Genomic DNA, 18,912 nt, shown 5'->3' on the forward strand with positions numbered 1-18,912 from the left:
AAAGTTAATTTCTCGTATGTTTCTCATTGCTCTACAAAAAAATCTTCATCAAGATGTTTAACCTCATATGTTTGTTTTATTTGTACGCCCACATTGAATTCATGCATTAAATCGACTAATCTATTTCCATCGATAAGAATTATTTTATGATGAGCATTTTTAGCTTTTTCTTCAGCTCCTTTATCGAAAAGTGATGTAGTTACGAATACTCCTTTATTCGTATCTCCACTCATTGCGCCAATAAAGTTTCTAATATCTTTTTCGCGAACTTTATTTTCTGTAAATCTTTTTGCTTGAATATAAATCTTGTCAAGACCTAGCTTATCTTCATTAATAATTCCATCAATTCCACCGTCACCAGATTTTGAGGTTTCAACAAAATCTCCATAACCCATTTTTTTCAAAAGTCGTAGCACAACTTTTTCAAAATAGTATGGATCTATGGTTTTTAGTTTCTCTAAAAGTTCATTTTTTATTTCTCTTTCAATTTGATAGAAACCTTCGTCTATTAAATCTTGAGGTGAAGCACTTGAAATTTGTTTTATTTCACTTTTGTGTGTTTGTTTTTCATTTTCTGTTTTGTAAAAATCGTGTAATGATGTTTCTTCTTCTAAATCTTTTAGATTTAAAATTGATTTTTGATTTAATCCTTTTTCAGTGATTTGTACATTGCCTCTTGAGGGATAATGAATATAACCACCCTTTTTTAGATATGATTTTCCCCAAGCTATTCGATTATTAATAAGTATTTCTCCAGATTTTGTTTTTTCTTCTAATAAGTCTTTAGGTAATTGAGAATAATATTTCTCAATTACTTTTTTTTGCATTTCTCTTGTATGAATAATTTCTCTATTAGATAAAATTTCCAAAATAGGATTAAACGTTTCGTGGAATTTTGGTATTTCTTGGTTCATTATTAAGTTTTTTGTTAAGAGAAATTATGCACAATTCCCAAATTTAAGAATTCCTGTAATATAAAATATTCCATTATTATAATTGTCCTGTACGACTGTTAGAATTTTTTAAAATAGAGAATGAAAGTTTAACCCAAAATTAGAATAGGTTAAAATATAAATAGAGTACGAAAGAAATAATTAGAGAAAATTTAAAACTATTCTTCAGGTCTGTCTGCAAGAGATTCTTTCAGCTTCAAAAGTTCCGCTTTTACAAACTCGAGACGATCGATTAAGGTGATGGTTTCAGAGATTTTTGAATTGGTGGTTAAAGCGATTTTCGCCCCATCCAAAGTATAGCCTTTTTCTTTTACCAAATGATAAATGATTTGAAGATTCTTGATGTCTTCCGGCGTGAAATAGCGATTTCCTTTTTTGTTTTTTTTAGGCTTAATAATTGGGAATTCTTGCTCCCAATATCTTATCAATGAAGTGTTTACGTCGAAAGCTTTAGCAACTTCGCCGATTGAGTAATAAAGTTTGTCTGGTAAATTAATCTTCATTGTATTGAAACTGAAAATTCAAAGATAAATATTTTTTAAACTACGTCGCAAATCGTAAATTGTAAACTTTAAAATTTGAAGAATGAAAAATAAATGGAGTTTGAGTTTTTTAGGTTTAGCTTTAATGTTAGTTAATTGTAATTCAGTAAATTATAATAGTATGTTGAATGTTGGAGAGGAACCGAAATTAATTTCAAAAGAATTCAGTTTTACTGAAGGTCCGGCTGCTGATAAAGCCGGAAATGTTTACTTTACAGACCAACCAAACGACAAAATCTATTTTTGGAATGCAAAAACCAATCAAATTGAATTGTTTTTAGACAAAACAGGTCGCGCCAACGGAACTTATTTTGATGAAAACGACAATTTAATTACCTGTTCAGACGACCAAGGTGAAATTTGGAAAATCGCAAAAAACAAATCGGTAGAAGTGATTTCAAAAGGTTTTCAAGGGAAAAGATTAAACGGACCCAATGACCTTTGGCTAGACCAATTTGGCGGAATGTACTTCACAGACCCTTTGTATGAAAGAGGGTATTGGAAGAACTTCAAACAGGAAATTCCTGAAAAAAACCTTTATTACAGAAACAAAAACGGGCAAATTTCTAAGCTAGAAACCTTCGTTCAACCTAACGGAATTGTGGGAAGTATTACCTTAAAAAAGCTTTATGTTTCAGATATTGATGCTAAAAAAACGTATGTTTTTGATATTTTAGGAGAAGCAAAACTGTCTGAGAAAAAGCTTTTTTGCGAAATGGGTTCAGACGGAATGACTTTAGACAAGCAAGGAAATTTGTACCTTACGGGAGATGGTGTGACGGTTTTCAACAAAAAAGGAGAGAAAATTCATCATATCAAAATCGCAGAAGATTGGACGTCTAACGTAACTTTCGGAGGCCAAAAAAATAATATTCTTTTCATAACCGCTTCAAAATCTGTCTACACTTTACCGACGAAAACTACGGGGATTAAGTAGGTTAAGGTTAAGGTTAAGGTTAAGGTTAAGGTTAAGGTTAAGGTTAAGGTTAAGGTTAAGGTTAAGGTTGCAAATTATTCTCATCCTAAACCTTAGCCTCTGCCTCATCCTAATAAGCAATCTCCATCTTCACTTTCTTGCCTTTCAGCTTTTCCGTGCTTAGTTTTTTAAGCAAATCTCTTACTTTATTTCTTGAAACAGCAACGTAAGAAGTGGTGTCTTTTACTTCAATTAAACCGACGTCTTCCTTCTGTAATTCGCCTTTTTTAAGCAAATATCCTACGATATCTACTTTGTTTACTTTATCTTTTTTTCCTGCGCTTATGTAAATCGTTTGGAAAGGTGTTTTCCCAGGAACTTTCGTGAAATCTTTCACGTCATCCACCGGAACATCGTTTTTAATGAAAGGGAAATTTTCTTCCTCTGTCATAATTAAATACACAAAACCTTTAGCATTCATTCTCGCAGTACGCCCATTTCTGTGGATAAAAGCGTCTTCTTTTGATGGAAGTTGGTAATGTACAATCGATTCTACTTCGGGAACATCCAAACCTCTCGCTGCCAAATCTGTCGTAATTAAAACTCTTGCAGAATCGTTTCTGAATTTCAGCAACGCGCGTTCTCTTTCGTCTTGTTCCATACCGCCGTGGAAGGTTTCTCTGTCGATTCCTTTTTGGTGTAAAAGTTCAGATATACGGTCAACAGCTTCACGGTGATTGCAGAAAATAAGGGTTCTTTTGTTGCCGATTTTACAGATAAGATGAAATAAAGTATCGAGTTTTTCCTCGGAAATCGTCATTACTTTTCTCAGCTGAATATCGGGTTTATTTTCTCCTAATTTTAGGAAATCAACCATTTTTTCATTTTGAAGTCCGGTAAATTTTGGAATTTCGTCCATTGCAGTCGCCGAAGTAAGAATTCTTTGCGAAAGACTTCTTAAATTTCCGATAACATAATCCATATCTTCTTGGAAGCCCAATTCCAAAGCTTTATCAAACTCATCCAAAACCAAAGTTTTAATGGTTGATGCATCGAAATTTTTATTCTGAAGATGATATCGAATTCTTCCCGGCGTTCCAATTAAAACTGCGGGAGCTTCAATTAAATTGTTTACCTCAATCTTTTTATCGTGACCGCCGTAGCAAACTGTCACTTTAAAATCTGTTCCCATCGCCTTGAAAACCTGCTCAATTTGCAACGCCAATTCTCTCGCCGGAACCAGGATAATCGCCTGAATTCCTTTTGCTTCTTTCTTTAAATTCCTTAAAACAGGAAAAAGAAAAGCCAGCGTTTTCCCAGAACCTGTCGGAGAAAGCAAAATGACATCGTTATTGTTTTCGGTAGCTTTAAAAGTAGATTTCTGCATCTGATTCATTTCCTGAATCTGAAGCTTCTGATAAATTGATTGTAAATCCATGCTGCAAAGGTAGGGGATTTTGGGAGGAAAACTGTAAAAGTCTAATGAAGAGAGTTTAATTGAGGTTTTTTATTGATGATTTTAACTTATTTTTATCACTTTAATATTTTCAAAAGGTTCTTTTTTGTGAGCAAATTGTAAGTTGTCAAATACAATCCCTGATTTTCCTTTAATTATTTCAGTATTCACTATTGTTTCTAAAGATTCAATTCCCGCTGCACTAATACCGTAATAATCTAAAATAATAGAGTCATTCTTTTCGAAAAGAGCTTTTATATCAAGAATTTTTGTTTTGTTATAACTTAAATTATTGTATTTCTCATTTGGATTAAGGGAGAGCTCTTCAACAACTCTCTTTGCAATTTCTTTGTCAATTTTAATTTTATTTATCAAATATTTATTAACAGTAATTGGATTAATGAATTCTAAAATAGAATTTTGCAAATAACGTTTAGCCCACGGTAAATCAAATTTTTGCTTTTGAAATTTTTTGATTAATTCAATAGTTAGGTCAAAACCTAGAGGTTGTTTTTCATTATTAAAATTTGGAATATAAATTTTGATTAAACTCCCTCTATAAAGTTTAAATTCTGGAATTTGAATTCCGTTAATTTCAAATTTTTTATTGTGAAAAATAATGTCTTCCATTATTTATTAATCCTTTAGTTACGAATCATTTTTTTATTAAAATTATAAAATAATACCCAATATGCAGACAAACCCCGACAAAAAGAGGAAAGTGTCAACATATTGATGATTTTTTAAGGTACAAATTTAGACATAAAAAGCCATAAAACAGCCATTGAGTGCCAAAGATGACGCTCTAAATCGTACCCCCTTCTTATGTAGTCAAAAGGAGGACACAAAAAGAGCTAAAATGGCTGTATTTGACTTATAACCGACTGATATTGTCCACCCTGCAAACCGCTCATTTTTAGAGGTTGAATTTAATTTTACAACTATAAAAATGAAGCGTATGAGAAGTACATTCAAAGTCCTTTTCTTTCTGAAAAGAGACAAGCAAAAAAAAGACGGAAGTGTACCTGTATATTGCAGGATTACTATTGACGGAAAAGAATCCCGTTTCGGAATGAAGAAGAATATTGACCCGAAACTCTGGAATGTGAAAGAAGGAAAAGCAACGGGAAAAAGTACAGAATCTTCAGAAATCAATGCACTGCTTGAAAAAACAAAAGCCGGAATCCATAAAATTTACAGAGATATTCAAGAGCGTGAAAATGCAGTTTCTGCCGAAAAAGTAAAGAATATTTTTCTTGGAATCGACAGTAAACAATATATGCTACTGAAAGCATTTGATGAACACGTTGAAGAAAAATTTAATCTGATAGGTAAAAGGATTGTAAAATCAACCTATCATAGATATTACTATCTGCGAATCAGGTTATCGGAATTTCTTACAGAGAAATATCATCTTTCTGACATTCCGCTTCGGGAAATTAATTACCAATTTATCAGAGATTTTGAGATGTATCTGTTGACGGTTCGTGGAAACAAGCAAAGTACCATTGCTCAGTATTTAATCAATCTGAAGAAAATAGTCGAGCTGGCTTATAAAAATGAATGGATTTTCCGGAATCCGTTTATCAATTATAAAATAGAAGATGAAAAATCTGAACGAGGTTATCTGACACAAAGAGAAGTTGAAATCTTAATGAATTGGAAACTGGATAAAAAGTTGGAACAGACAAGAGATGTTTTCATTTTCTGCTGCTTTACCGGTTTATCCTATATTGACGTCTTTAAATTAACCAAAGAGCGAATCAATTTATCTATTGACGGACAGCAGTGGATTATGGGAAAACGTGAGAAAACTGATGTGGATTATTTTATTCCAATGATGGAAATTCCTAAAAAAATTCTAGAAAAATATAAAAACGAAATATTCAAAGATGGGAAACTCCTCCCTGTAAAAGTAAGTTTAACCGTGAATCGTCATTTAAAAGAAATTTCAGAAATCTGCGGAATTAATAAGCATCTTACATTCCATTTATCACGCCATACTTTTGCCACTTTAACGATGTCAAAAGGTGTTTCTTTGGAAAGTGTGAGCAAGATGCTGGGACATAAAAACATCCAAACCACCCAAATTTATGCTAAAATGACTACCGAAAAGGTTGGCAGAGATATGGCAATCTTTGCAGAAAGCATCAAGGAAACTGAAAGAAAATTTGTGGTGAATTTTTAAATAGATTTTGTTTTAAATATGAAAAACGGAAATGGTTTTTTTTAAGCTGTTTCTGTTTTTTTGAATTATCACAAAGAAGGATGTGTTGGGAATGTTTTGCTGAGCAATTACTTAGTAATTGCTTGTCAATTGTGTCATTCGTTTTACAAATCTATTTTCGCTTTCAATTAAATTGTCCATTGTCTGATTTTCGTCAACATAAATTCCATCCACAATAAAACGTACATTGTTGTTGTCGTTTCCGTATAGTGAGTTTGAATGAGATTTGTCTAAGTTTAATTTTTTTGATAATGGATAAATAAGACCGCTTGCAATTAATTCATTTTTGTAATAACCCGAATACGAATGTATTTGATGCAAATCTGCTCTATCAACATCTTTGCTCTGCATTTCTATTCTCTTAAATTTTGCATCAAGAGCAATAATTTTTCCACTCGTCTTATGTTTCATTATTAAGTCGGGAAAAAAAGACCTGCGATAAAACTGTTTTTGGTAAATCGGAAGTTCAACCTGTCCACTCACAAACCATTCGGGAAAATTTCTACACAAAAGTTTTTCAAGATAGATTTCATATAATTCAGCAATGTCAAAAAGATAGCCACTTGTCGTTAAATTTTGTTTTTCATAGTCTGGTATTAAGTCTTTATTCAACAAAATAATTTCTGCATACTCCAAAACCTTTTTGAAACCACGATACATTGGATTGTTTATAGATTGATGTCTTTTGGCTTTTTGTATGGTTTCATAGTTCACAAAACTCCCTGAATATTGTTGTTTTAATAATTGGCTTAGTCCAAGCAAACGACTGTGAATTTCTTTTCCAAAAATACTTTCTAATTTTTTCAATGCTAAGTATAGGACATCTACAATTTCTTGAACATATATTCGTTCTCTAAAAGTTGTTGTCAATTTCCCTTGAAACGGAATATCTCTTTTTAGGTAGTCATTGAAATTTATACTACCTCTCACTTTTTGGCTTCGCTCCTGCTGTTTTTGGTATTGCTGTGGCAAACCCAAAACAACAGCTTTTTCTAATGACTGAATAAATAAGTGAGCAATTATAAATAAGAACTGATTTTCAGTTTCATCTTTTTTAGCTTGTGTTTCTTCATTATCTACATAAATGTCATTTACGAAGTTGAGCATACGCTTTAGAAAAGTGTCACCATACCTTGTTGTAATATTTATTTTACAACCTTTATGAAATAAAACTCCAGCATACAAACCTGTTTGAATATAGTATTCTTTTTCTGTTTTTTCCTTGGAATATAATTTTAAAATTAGTCGTTCTTCGTCTTGATCAAAGTGAAAAGGTTTGCTTTTGAAGTTAAATACTTTGACTTGTTTTAATTGCTCTGCACCAAGCTTTAGCTCATAGACTGAAGAAAACAGTTTTTGTAAATGTTTAACTCCCGATTTTTTTACATCAAAAGACTTACTCAAAGCCGATTCTAAAATCGGAGCTTCTTCGTAAAAATTATGATTGACAGGAACGCTAATTCTCATTTTACTTTATTGTTTCTTTGAATTTATTCAAGGCTTCATCTAATTTGCTATCTAATTCGCTTTCAGCAAATACTGCTCTTAGGTATTCTTTCAATGTTGGTCGCAAGTACAAGTTGAATAGAATTTCAATATTATTTGCCGTAATTTCTTTACGTTTAGCAATGTCCCCAATCTTCATAAAAAAAGAATGACCAAATTCATACGATTTTCCCAAACCTAAATCGTTAGAAATATAGTTGTTCAATTTTTCACAGGCTTTTACGTACTGACCGATATTCTGAAACTCTTCTTTTCCTTTGAAACGTGTTTCTTCTTCAATTACTTCATAATCACAATCTTTTCTAATCCATTTAAACCTTCTACGAAGAGCTAAATCAAAAGCATCGATACTTTTGTCTACATCGTTCATCATTCCGATAAAAAACACATTTTTAGGAACTCCAAATTTTACTTCATTATTATCAATTTCGTAAGCCAAATCTTTAAATTTATCATCCTCTTTGATTAAATCCTCAATAAGTGTGGAGTATTGTGTTCTAATTAGGTTTTTGTTGTTATTATTTTCGAAATCGTGTCGGTAATCTTTTTCTAATAACGACAATGTTTCACCAAATACAGTTGAAAGATTAGCACGGTTTATTTCATCTACTACGAAGTAAAAATCTTTCTTAGGATGTTTTTTCGCTTTGATACAAAAGTTCTTAAAGACTCCATTTACCAATTCAAAACGAATGTTTCCGTCTTTTGAAACTCCTTTTGGTTTGATACCTTCAATAAAATCTTCGTAAGTAAATGATGGATGAAATTGCAAAACTTCGTATCGGGATGTATCACCTTGACATACAAAATCTAAACTGTTTTTTGCAGAAAATGTTTTGCCTGTTCCTGGTGGTCCATACATTATAACATTCGGATTATTGGTATCCGCAATGGCTTTAGAGTTTACAAATTTCCACAAGAAACGAGAAAGCAAAACAAGTTCATTTTTATCTTGTTCGTTTACTTCTAAAAGATTCTTTGCAATAATACAGACTTGATGATTTTTTGTAAAAATACCTTCGGCATCACCATCAATAAACTCATTATACAATTCTTCTAACCATTGTGTAGAATAGATGTAAAGAAAGTCTGATAAATTATCTAACACCGCCAATTTCATTAAAATTTGTTTGGCACTATAGCTTGTATTTTCAACCAATTGTATTTTTTCTAATGGATCGGTTTGTGAGACAATATTTTTTAACAAACCTTTTATGTTCTCGTTGAAATAGTTTTCTGCTTCTTGTCGACTTGCATTTGATTGATTGATACTTTTGATGTGATATGTTGTGTTGTCATCATTTAATTTCACTTCAAAATTAAAAGCAGTGCCAGGCTTTGAAGAACCCAAAACAATTCTTGTAGTTCGTTCTAAGAAATTACATAAATAGCCTCCCGGCATTGTTGCTGAGGAACTGCTCAAAGTATTTGTATAATCATCCAAATTCAATGTATCATTTAAGATTTTGTCCTTGTATAATTGCCATTCTGCAATCCTTTTTTCAACTTGGTCATTGTTGAATTTTCTATCTTCCTCTTTTGTTTCAGACTTAAGCTTATTCCAAAGCGCTTTGATTTGAGTTTGTCGTTCGGCTGATAATTTTATGTTTTCCATCAATTGTTTGATAATTTGTTTTTCTAATTCCGCAGCTAACAAGTTTACAATCTTCTTGTCTGCTTGAACTTCATTAGGTTTTAAATGATATAGTGTTGCAGGTTGTTTTGATTCCCCCCAAGTACTGTCATTAAAATCAAGCCCTAATTTATCAAGCCGTTCTTTCGGAATTGTAAACTTTAATTTTCGGTTTTGCGCAGTTTCAGGTGTTCCGTCTAAATATTCATATTTTGCTTCTGCATCTACAAAACCACACAAGAAAAATTTTTTATTTGAGTTTTGTCCTTGTGCAATTAATATGACATCACCAATTCGGATGTCATTTTTGAAGATTTGCCCAAAACGATGTCGATCATCATACCCAATAAATGCTCTCTTTAAATTATTAATGGCATTTTTCCATTCTGTTTCATCTGCACCATTCATTACGTTTGGTGATAGTACCCAATACTTTCTTTTCATTTAATTTGTCACTTTTCCTTTGTCACTAGTATTCCTCAATCCAAAAAATCGATTATATCTGTAGTTAAAACTTTACTTTAGGCTTTAAAGTTTCATCAATAAATTGGTTCGGTTTCCATTTTCTATCAATAAGTTTGTCCAAGACAAAATTATCAAATGCTGATAGACCTGTTGCAATTGTTGTCCCTATTCCACCAGCTCCTAAAACATCTAAAGTGATTCCAATGCCTTCAAAAATAACAAATCTTGCAGTTTTTGTTGGTAGTTTATCACTTAAATCTTTCTCTAAAATTGCTTTGTTATATTCACCAAGTAGATTCTTCTCTTCTGGAATTTTTTCTAGCCATTCTCTAAATTCATCTGACTTTTCTAGGATTTTTATTAAATCTTTCCGAGAAATAACCCCTTCATTAAATGCATTACCTAATGAGTAGCAATTTTCTAAGATGTAATCTTCAAATAAATTAATTTCATTCTCAGATTTACCTCTCTTTTTTATTATTTCAGAAATTTCTATTTCTATAAATTTTGAATACAAATCAGAAGTTACAATTTCGCTTTCTAAATCCGAAGAAATATAAATATCTCCTTTAGATTCTGCAATTGCTAACAAAAAGCCACTAAAATCTACTGGAGAAGTATTTTCTGGGTTTTGTTTTCTAAATTCCTTTGTTAGATATTCTAAGTCAATGTTAGAATTAACCTTATATGTATCAAAACCCACGAAATTCCCATCTTGGATTATCTCAATTTCAATTGATTCAGGTAATTTGTAAAAAGGTGCAACTGCATTAAAATAAGTAGGAATTTGCTTTTTTAACAATTCTATATTTTGAAAATCTTTGACTATAGTTTTATCAAAGTCTTTAGGATATTCATAAAGCGGAATTAAAGAAGAGAATTCATCAGCAAATGCTAAATTCTTTATACTGTTTTTTCTTTCCTTTCTATCAATTTCATATAAAGTAGAATGTGCATTTATATTCTGTCCCTTAAAAGTGCTAATTCCGTATTTTCCATCAGGAGCAATTACAGAACCTAGCATATTATTCCTGAATTTAACTTCAAGCCTTCCACTTAAAATTAATTCTTTTAATGTGTCAGATCCAAATTCTCTAAATAAAATTTCTAACTCATTTCTATGAACCAGCAAAACTACTTTGCCATAATATAACATTGAATCAATTAGAAAAGCAATGTCGAGATTTGAAGAATAGGATTCCTTATTTTTTATACATATTTTTTTAAACATAAGCTGGATATAGTTTTACCCAAATATACTAATGTTTTCAATTTGTAAAAATTTTAGGAATTGACTGTAAATAGAGTTTTTTAGTATATAGCTAACCTATTAAAAATAATGTAAAATGTAAAATATCTTTTAAAAATTATTTTTCACTCTAAAAAGTAAAATGTTTAATGTTTTCACAAATATTTTCCTTCTCATTAATTATAGCTACACTATGCCTTGCTCTTGTTAATGCGACATAAAATTTTGAACGGCTTGTTTCTGCTAATTCTACACTGTTGTCTTTTAGCCAATCAAGAAACGGTTTTGTTGGATAAATAAGAATTCTGTCAAATGATATTCCTTTTGATTCTCCAAAATTCATAACTCGGTAATTATCATTTACGATGGTTCTTCTCGTATCTCTAAGCTGAACAGGCTCAAATTTTTGCAAATAATTTTCAATGTCCTGTTTTTTGATAAAAAAGACTCCACTATGTTCAGTGGTTATATTATTGCCTGATGCAGTAGCTTGAAAATTTGGAAATAATTTGTTAGATAAGTCGCAAATAGATTTGTTGCATCTATAATTCGTCATCAACAAAGTATCATCTTTTATCAGGTTATCAATTCGGTCTGTGAAAAAATTGATAATATTTGCTTTTTTAAACTTTTTGTTTTTAGGGGCACTATTGGTTGAGTATGTTCCTTGTCTTGGATCACCAACCAACTGAATTGTAGAACTACAATTGAAGAATAATTTCAGCAATTCTAAATCGTAACCTGCCAAGTCTTGAACTTCATCAATAAAAATATGAGAATAAATTCGTGAAAGACGGTCAATTACATTTCCGTTTGATTTCTCATTGCAACGAAACACAAATTTTGAAAGTTTATCAGAATAAATTTTTAATCCATTCGTAAAATAATGTTGCTCAAATTCCTTTTCTTCCCCGAAGTAGATTGGATTTTTACATTTATTACAATTAGAATTAACCAACTTTACCTGTTTGCATTCTTGACAAGGATTTCTATACGCCTTCAATCCTGATTGACTATTTACCAAAATCAATCCTTTGATTTTTTTTTCAAACAATACACCTTGAAACGGTCTAACACCGTGTTTTAACAAAAATGAAAACCAAGTTTGAACAGTAATGTTTTCGGGAATTACCTTATTTTTTTCAATAATTTTTTTTCTTATTTCTTCCTCGTTTGCCTGCGTGTATGTAGTAATAAGAATTTTGCCTTCTTTCTGTTTCAGAGCTTCATCTACCAAAAAAGTTGTTTTACCTGAACCTGCCGCAGCGATTAATAGTCTATTATTGGTCTGTTTTGATTGCATCTAAAATATATTGAGGAAAGTTCAACGTTTCTTGAGTTTCAAAAATTTTCAAAGCACATTCAGTTTTATTAGCTTTCATATACTTTTGCAAATCATCATCGCTTTGATAAGCAGTTTCAAATATTTTGTTCAATGCTTCACGACTATTAGCTTTCAAAAATTTTGGTTCAAGTGTATTGTAATTGAAATCTTGAATACTTCCTGTATCAATATCTAAGTCAAAACAGATTTTGATATTTTGTTTGGCATTATTGCCCAAGTAGTTTTTATATTTGTTCTTAACTGCTTCAATATTTCCGTCATTGTCAGTAACAACCGCAACATTTGCCCCAATTTTTTCCGATATTTCTAAAAATCGTAAAAATGAAGTCCCAACTGAAATTACGTCTATACCTTTTTCAATTGGAAGTTTTCCCTCATTGTTATGCACAAATGCTTTCTGAATAACCAACTCATCAGAATCACCCTCCACCAAAATAGCTTTCTTACATAAAATCAAACGTAAAGTGTCATAACCAGACAACTTTTCAAAAAACTTATAAGTACCTTCTGAAAGTTCGTTTAATCTTACCGTTTTCTTGTCATTTAACAAAATCAAATGTTCAAGTCCTAATTTATTGGCTACAAAACTGCTGTGGGTAGAAATTAAAATCTGCTTCTCTCCGCTATCATTTTTTATATCGTGAATTAGTTGATTGAGTTTTGAATAAGATAAATGATTTTCAGGTTCTTCTAACAAAATAATGTTAGCTTCTTTTGCTTTTTTGTGTCCTAAAGCTAACTTAGTCTTTACCAAGCATTGTTCCCCTTTTCCGATGTAATGAAATGGAACATCTTCTAAATATGTCATCAAGCTATTTTCCCAAGCATTTTTTGATGACAGCTCAACTGAAAGTTCAACTTTCTTGTCTGAAATTTTTGAAGCTATTTTTATTTTCTCATTAATCTTTTTGATTGCTTCTTCACCCATAAAAGATTCTTTCATTCTTCTGTGGGCTTGTGATATTTCTACAATTTCGTTTGATTCTAAAAACTCTTTTATAATTCTGGAAATATAAATATCAGAACCGTTTTGCAGTTTATTACTTGAGGAGTCAATTAAAGCCGATTTTATAGGAATTGTTCTTGGTGTTATGTTTTCATCTCTTGAAAAGCTTGACCAAGAAACGTTATAGTATTCTATCGGTAAAGTTTTTATTCCGCCAAGTTTTACTAAATCCTCATATTCTCGTTGATAATTTTCATCAAACTCAACTTTCAATGAAAATCCACTTATTTTTGCTTTTTCACTGTTTCCGTCTCCTTCAAATTCAGGAGCTCCTTTACCTTCAATAAATACTTCAATTAAAATTTTTGGGAGTGGTTGAGCAGTATTATTTTGTTCCAAACCTTGAATGTATTCGGCAACAACTTCGTTATTGAATACATATTGCGATAATTCATTTCTTAAATATTTACCATTATACAAACCTGTCAATGCAAGATGTATAGCTTCAATGATTGTAGATTTTCCTGCTTCGTTATTACCCACAAGAATATTAACTCCTTTGTTTAAATTAAGTTTAAACGAACCTTTGAAGGTTTTAAAATTTTCTATGTGGATTTTGGTGATATTCATATTTGATCAAAATGTTTCATTTTTGGCTTCTTCATTGTTAAAAAGATTAACCACTCCTCAAAACAAAAGTATTAAATAATAATCACCTGTAAAAAATAATACAGGGTTCAATCACTGACCCATAAAAAATAATGCAAGGTTCAACAACATACCTGTAAAAAATAATGTTGGGTTCAATCACTCACCCATAAAAAATAATGCAAGGTTTAACAACATACCTATAAAAAATAACGTAGGGTGCAAATCAACCACCTATAAAAAATACTATAAGGTTCAGCCACCAACCAGTAAAAAATAATGCAAGGTTTAACCACATACCTGTAAAAAATAATACAGGGTATTAATTTCATACTCTGAAAATCAGATTTACAAAAATAAGAATTGATAATCAGTGACTTATTAGAATCAGGATAATTGCATTATCCTCTTTTCAGAACTCTGAAAAAATCAGCCTTATTAATGAGCAAGATGTGTCTTTGTATATACAAACTTTTCAAGTTTTATATCCAAAGACGATCTTGCCTTTTTTGCAAAAAGGGGGAAAAACTGCGGGACTTGTTTTTTGGATAAATCAGGTATAAGAGTCCAAATTAGTCCAATTTATTCTTTTATAGTCCACACCTAATCCAAACTAATCCAGACTAGTCTTATTCAGTCCAACGCCTTTGAATACTATTGTTTTCACGATTTTGATATTCCAATTTTGCAGAGGAAATTTTAATCAAAAAAAACAGAATGAAAACAATGCTTTATTTTTTTCTGCCATTTATCGGAATGTCAATTCAAGGACAGGTTGGCATCAACACCCAAAATCCTGAAGCGACATTGGAGGTGGTAGGAAAACCAAATGATACTAATCATTTTGACGGAATCATTCCTCCCCGCATTACAGGAAATCAATTAGCAGCAAAAATATATTCAATTGCTAAAAAAGGAGCTGTTGTTTTTGCCACATCTCCCGCTTCCAATTTATCGGGTCAAGTCATTAATATAAAAGAATCTGGATTATACTTTTTTGATGGTGCTATATGGCAACCTTTTTCAAAAGAGCCAACAGAATACCAAGTGATTTTATCTTTTGACTCAAACAGCACTTCAAGCCTTAACGCAACATCATCTTGGTCGCCTCCCATTAACTATTGGGCAAGTACCAATAAATACCTCACAGCAACAAAAACATATACCATCGGAACTAAAAATTTCGGAGGACTTAAAGGCTCCGTTCTTTTTCGAAAGCTTTTGGGGTCAGTTAATATACGATTTCAGATATATCGTTCGTATGATTCTGCACCTGTAACTGGAAATGCGTTTATGAATATTTCAGACATATTCAATGATATTGGATATTTTCCTTATCAAATCGTTTTGCTGCACACCGAAAATTCTACACAGCATTTTCCAGCTTTACTCGAAAACTATTCCATACAAATTCCACAGGCATCTTTAAATGCAATGTCCACCACGTATTACACGTATGGAGAAGTCCAAGGCTATTCTAATTCTGTTAAACCAATTCCTTAATTCCTAAAATGCAAGGCAAAGGAAAAGAAGGATTGATTCTCATAAGAATTCAAAAAAGCCGAAAGGAAAACTGGAAAAAAATCTGCTTAGAAAAACAAATTTCCTTAACCAATTTAATCATTGATTCGGTAGAAGACAGAATGATGGATAATGAGAGGAGAAAAGTATTAGCGTTCATTGAAAAACAAGACAACATCTTTGTAAAAATCGAAACCAATATCAATCAGATTGCAAAAATGGTGAATGGTCAAAAGTTTATTTCAGAGAATGAATTACAGAAATTTTCCAACCAGTTGACTGAAATCGCAAAGTTGAAAGCCCAGCAGAATGAAGTTTTTATCTATATCTATTCAATGCTCGGAAAATGATTGTGAAAATAATGAAACCCGCAGGTTCCAATTTCCCTGGAATACAATACAATGATAAAAAAATAGATAAAGGAAAAGGCGAACTGATGCTTATGAAAAATTTTCCTTCATTCATCAACGAATCGAGTAGTAAGGAAGACGTAAAATCTTATCTGGCTTCGGTTTCCATAAATGAAAAAGTAAAGAAACCACAGTTTCACGCCGCTTTATCTACAAAGTTCAGGGAACACTCTAAAGAAGAGCTTACCCAAATTGCCGAAAAGTTTATGGATGAAATGGGTTACGGGAATCAGCCATTTATCGTGGTTTTTCACAACGATACCGAAAATAACCACGTTCACATTGTTTCAACCAGGGTGGATAAACAAACAGGGAAAAAGATTAATGACAGTTACGAAAAGGTGAAATCACAAAGAGTTTTAGCTAAAGTAATGGAAAAGACATACGGAATAAGCAATGTAGAAAATATTAATATGCTTCTGAGTTACCGGATCAATTCTTTAAAACAATTGGAACTTTTACTAGAAAGAAATGGATTCCGGTTAGCTCAGAACAAAGAAGACGAAAACAAATTTGACATTCTCAAAAACGGAGTCTGTGAAAAAACGATTACCGGAAATGAGATCGTTTTTGACAATAAAAAGAATGAAAACAGGACAAAACAGATCAAAGCCATTCTATCGAAATACAAGGAGCTTTATTCGCACAATGTTTTCAAAGTCGAAGACCGCAGAAAACACGAAGCAATGCTTCCTGAAGAAAAGCAGAATCAAGATAGGAAACCAAAAATTGAATTTGAAAGCGAGCTACAGAAAAAACTGAAAGACACTTTTGGGATTGATATCCTATTCCATCATAAAGACGGACAGAAACCTTTCGGATATTCTTTGATCGATAATAAAACCGGAATAGTGTACAAAGGAAGTGAGATTATGAAAATGAATGATTTGTTTGAATTTTCTTCCCAAATAATGGACAAAAGACTTTTTGAACGATTGAAAGATTTTAACATTCCGGACAAAGAAACAAAGGCAGTTCTTCTGAACTATTTAAAGCATAAATACCCCGAAAATGATCTACACGGCTTTATGGTTTTTGAGAATAAGAAATTTAAAAACAAAGAACTATTTGGTGCTGTCAGAAATGATGTGAAAGAGCATCTTAAGACACAGAACCATAACGATGTGAGCATCATAAAATCAGAGGGCGGGAAATATTACGCTATTCATTCCAGATTCCACTACATCGGAGAACTGGAAACGTTGATCGGAGAAAAACAGCTTCAAAGTTTATTAAACCCTGCTGTAAAGACTGACAATAAGAAAGCAGATAATTTGGAAAAAGTAATTGATGATTTCCTGTTTGATATGATGAAATCATCAGGAACAACAAAAGATCCGGCGGAAGATGAGCTCAAAAAACGTAGAAAAAAGAAAAGATAAAGTTGATGGTTCACGGTTGAAAGTTGATAGAAAAAGCAACTTACACATTTTCAGACCAATAACAGACAGCCATCAACCAACGAAAAACTAAAGATATGATTATCACATTTGCCACACAAAAAGGAGGAGCCGGAAAAACCACTCTGGCAATTGCTTTTGCCAATTACATTTCGGTAGTATCAAAAAGAAAGATCAATGTTTTTGACTTTGATTATCAGAAGTCTTTTTACAACAAATGGAAAGAAGATGAACTTTTAGAGCTTCCGAAACTCTATGAAGTGGAAATTGCAGGAGATGAACAGCGACCTTTTTCAGACTTTGAGCAGCTGATTGGTTTGAAGGAAAGCAAAGATGTGAATATTTTCGATTTAGCAGGAACACTGGATGAAAAATACAGTGATCTGTTGATTTACAGCGATGTGATTATCATTCCTTTTGAATATTCTGATGTATCGGTAAAATCCACATTAGTTTTCAAAAATGTTCTGGGAATGCTTGAAAGCGAAGCAGAACGGATTTTTATCCGCTCCAAATATGATAAGGGATACAAGTACCTCAATCAGAAAGAAATGGATGTTGAAATTTCAAAATACGGAATGCTGATCGAAAGTCCGGTATTTAAAAGAAACTGTCTGCAAACGATTGATACTAGAAAGCTAACCTATGAACAGAAATATGCAGTGAAGAATCCTTTCAATGAAGTCATAGATTACATTAATAAAGCATTGCAAATCACCATTTGAAGATGAAGAAACATAAAATCAGAAGAAAAACTAAAAATTTGACATCAGTAAATCACCATTAAACCCTAAAAAATGATAAAATTTTCACTCCTGCTATTGACAGCCTACGTTCTTTATTATGCAGGAAATATTATCTACGACCTTTTTATCAAAAAAGAAGCCACTATCCATCAGGAAGAATCAGAGATCTTTTCCCTTTCTGACTTTACTGATAAAAAAGAAGATCCAAAAGTTGTAGGCATTGAAGATGTTGAAAACCTCAATACACCTCAGTCGTTCACAAAAAAAGAGATCATACCGAAGTCTTCCTCAGAGGATGAAGAAAGACTGAGTTTGGACGAATTAAGACAGCGTTTTGAATCCGAACAGGATTTGAATGATATTTCGGACAGCGAACCCGAAAAGGAAAAAGAAGCTCTCAAAGAAAAAGACAGCAATTGGCAAAATATTCTTAACCTTTCGGAAACAATGGTTCAGTTGGTTTCCAACATTGACGGACACAAAGTGTATCAATCCACGATGTAGTCTATAATCATAAGTAAAATTTAATACACTGAAAAACAACGAATTAAATAATCGTTGCAAGGTATTCTATGCTCAAAATTCCATAAACAATTCAATATTAACCCTTAAAATCTTATTCATTATGATGAAAAATTTTTTCAAAAAAAACGTGACTACCAAAAAAATCCTAACCCTAGCTTTGGTGATGATGGCACTGGCTCCAGCTTATGCACAAGGCGGTGCAACAGCTATCTCAAACGCAGCCAGCGACATCAGGGATTATTGGGATCCCATCAAGCTGATTTTAAAAGCAGTCGGAGGTTTGGTCGGTTTTATCGGAGGTCTTCGAGTGTATAACAAATGGACGAATGGCGACCAAGATGTCAACAAAGAAATCCTCGGTTATGGAGGTGCAATGATATTCCTTATTGTAGTTCCAGAATTCGTCACCGCATTCTTTGCCTAA

The 18,912-nt window shown here is 32.1% G+C and carries 17 protein-coding genes; 8 read left to right on the plus strand and 9 right to left on the minus strand.

Features of this window, described 5'->3' with window-relative positions; translation table 11 throughout:
• Window positions 1-23: 23 nt before the first annotated feature.
• Both AC2A1D_RS04105 and AC2A1D_RS04110 read right to left on the minus strand, forming a co-directional pair.
• On the minus strand, window positions 24-914 hold the full coding sequence (locus AC2A1D_RS04105) for a restriction endonuclease (RefSeq protein ID WP_484042390.1): 891 nt from the start codon (window positions 912-914) through the stop codon (window positions 24-26).
• A 197-nt stretch (window positions 915-1,111) separates the two neighbouring features.
• Window positions 1,112-1,456 (minus strand): MerR family transcriptional regulator, encoded by a 345-nt coding sequence (locus AC2A1D_RS04110; RefSeq protein ID WP_484042391.1) that lies wholly within the window; start codon window positions 1,454-1,456, stop codon window positions 1,112-1,114.
• Between the two features lie 82 nt (window positions 1,457-1,538).
• Between AC2A1D_RS04110 and AC2A1D_RS04115 the strand changes: the two genes are divergently transcribed.
• The gene (locus AC2A1D_RS04115) at window positions 1,539-2,432 is read left to right on the plus strand and encodes an SMP-30/gluconolactonase/LRE family protein (RefSeq protein WP_484042392.1); all 894 of its coding nucleotides are present in this window, start codon (window positions 1,539-1,541) and stop codon (window positions 2,430-2,432) included.
• Window positions 2,433-2,541: 109 nt separating this feature from the next.
• Here AC2A1D_RS04115 and AC2A1D_RS04120 read toward each other — a convergent pair whose 3' ends face one another.
• Both AC2A1D_RS04120 and AC2A1D_RS04125 read right to left on the minus strand, forming a co-directional pair.
• Window positions 2,542-3,849: a DEAD/DEAH box helicase gene (locus AC2A1D_RS04120; protein WP_484042393.1), complete on the minus strand. Its 1,308-nt coding sequence runs from the start codon at window positions 3,847-3,849 to the stop codon at window positions 2,542-2,544.
• 81 nt (window positions 3,850-3,930) lie between these two features.
• Window positions 3,931-4,497: a hypothetical protein gene (locus AC2A1D_RS04125; RefSeq protein WP_484042394.1), complete on the minus strand. Its 567-nt coding sequence runs from the start codon at window positions 4,495-4,497 to the stop codon at window positions 3,931-3,933.
• 328 nt (window positions 4,498-4,825) lie between these two features.
• Between AC2A1D_RS04125 and AC2A1D_RS04130 the strand changes: the two genes are divergently transcribed.
• A complete protein-coding gene (locus tag AC2A1D_RS04130) occupies window positions 4,826-6,055 on the plus strand; it encodes a site-specific integrase (RefSeq protein WP_484042395.1) in 1,230 nt (409 codons plus the stop codon).
• 111 nt (window positions 6,056-6,166) lie between these two features.
• On the opposite strand, the gene AC2A1D_RS04135 is transcribed toward AC2A1D_RS04130, so the two are convergent.
• The 5 genes from AC2A1D_RS04135 to AC2A1D_RS04155 all read right to left on the minus strand — a co-directional run bounded on the left by AC2A1D_RS04135 (window position 6,167) and on the right by AC2A1D_RS04155 (window position 13,868).
• Complete coding sequence (locus tag AC2A1D_RS04135; RefSeq protein WP_484042396.1) at window positions 6,167-7,561, minus strand: McrC family protein; 1,395 nt, start codon at window positions 7,559-7,561, stop codon at window positions 6,167-6,169.
• A 1-nt stretch (window position 7,562) separates the two neighbouring features.
• Window positions 7,563-9,677, minus strand: a complete 2,115-nt coding sequence (locus AC2A1D_RS04140) for an McrB family protein (protein ID WP_484042397.1) — start codon at window positions 9,675-9,677, stop codon at window positions 7,563-7,565.
• Between the two features lie 64 nt (window positions 9,678-9,741).
• On the minus strand, window positions 9,742-10,929 hold the full coding sequence (locus AC2A1D_RS04145; protein ID WP_484042398.1) for a hypothetical protein: 1,188 nt from the start codon (window positions 10,927-10,929) through the stop codon (window positions 9,742-9,744).
• Window positions 10,930-11,077: 148 nt separating this feature from the next.
• Complete coding sequence (locus AC2A1D_RS04150) at window positions 11,078-12,250, minus strand: UvrD-helicase domain-containing protein (RefSeq protein WP_484042399.1); 1,173 nt, start codon at window positions 12,248-12,250, stop codon at window positions 11,078-11,080.
• Entirely contained in the window at window positions 12,228-13,868 is a 1,641-nt protein-coding gene (locus tag AC2A1D_RS04155) for an AAA family ATPase (protein ID WP_484042400.1), read from the minus strand. The genes AC2A1D_RS04150 and AC2A1D_RS04155 overlap by 23 nt, the downstream gene beginning before the upstream one ends.
• Window positions 13,869-14,603: 735 nt before the next feature.
• Between AC2A1D_RS04155 and AC2A1D_RS04160 the strand changes: the two genes are divergently transcribed.
• The 6 genes from AC2A1D_RS04160 to AC2A1D_RS04185 all read left to right on the plus strand — a co-directional run bounded on the left by AC2A1D_RS04160 (window position 14,604) and on the right by AC2A1D_RS04185 (window position 18,912).
• Window positions 14,604-15,389, plus strand: a complete 786-nt coding sequence (locus tag AC2A1D_RS04160) for a hypothetical protein (protein ID WP_484042401.1) — start codon at window positions 14,604-14,606, stop codon at window positions 15,387-15,389.
• Window positions 15,390-15,397: 8 nt separating this feature from the next.
• The gene (gene mobC / locus AC2A1D_RS04165; RefSeq protein WP_484042402.1) at window positions 15,398-15,757 is read left to right on the plus strand and encodes a plasmid mobilization relaxosome protein MobC; all 360 of its coding nucleotides are present in this window, start codon (window positions 15,398-15,400) and stop codon (window positions 15,755-15,757) included.
• Window positions 15,754-17,199 carry a relaxase/mobilization nuclease domain-containing protein gene (locus AC2A1D_RS04170; protein WP_484042403.1) on the plus strand — a complete coding sequence of 482 codons (1,446 nt, stop codon included), beginning with the start codon at window positions 15,754-15,756 and terminating at the stop codon, window positions 17,197-17,199. The genes mobC and AC2A1D_RS04170 overlap by 4 nt, the downstream gene beginning before the upstream one ends.
• A 95-nt stretch (window positions 17,200-17,294) precedes the next feature.
• A complete protein-coding gene (locus AC2A1D_RS04175; RefSeq protein WP_484042404.1) occupies window positions 17,295-17,942 on the plus strand; it encodes a ParA family protein in 648 nt (215 codons plus the stop codon).
• A gap of 72 nt (window positions 17,943-18,014) precedes the next feature.
• Window positions 18,015-18,467 carry a hypothetical protein gene (locus AC2A1D_RS04180; RefSeq protein ID WP_484042405.1) on the plus strand — a complete coding sequence of 151 codons (453 nt, stop codon included), beginning with the start codon at window positions 18,015-18,017 and terminating at the stop codon, window positions 18,465-18,467.
• Between the two features lie 121 nt (window positions 18,468-18,588).
• Window positions 18,589-18,912, plus strand: a complete 324-nt coding sequence (locus tag AC2A1D_RS04185; RefSeq protein ID WP_484042406.1) for a DUF4134 domain-containing protein — start codon at window positions 18,589-18,591, stop codon at window positions 18,910-18,912.

The sequence above is a fragment of the Chryseobacterium sp. HNCC26DJ239 genome (genome assembly GCF_057180445.1).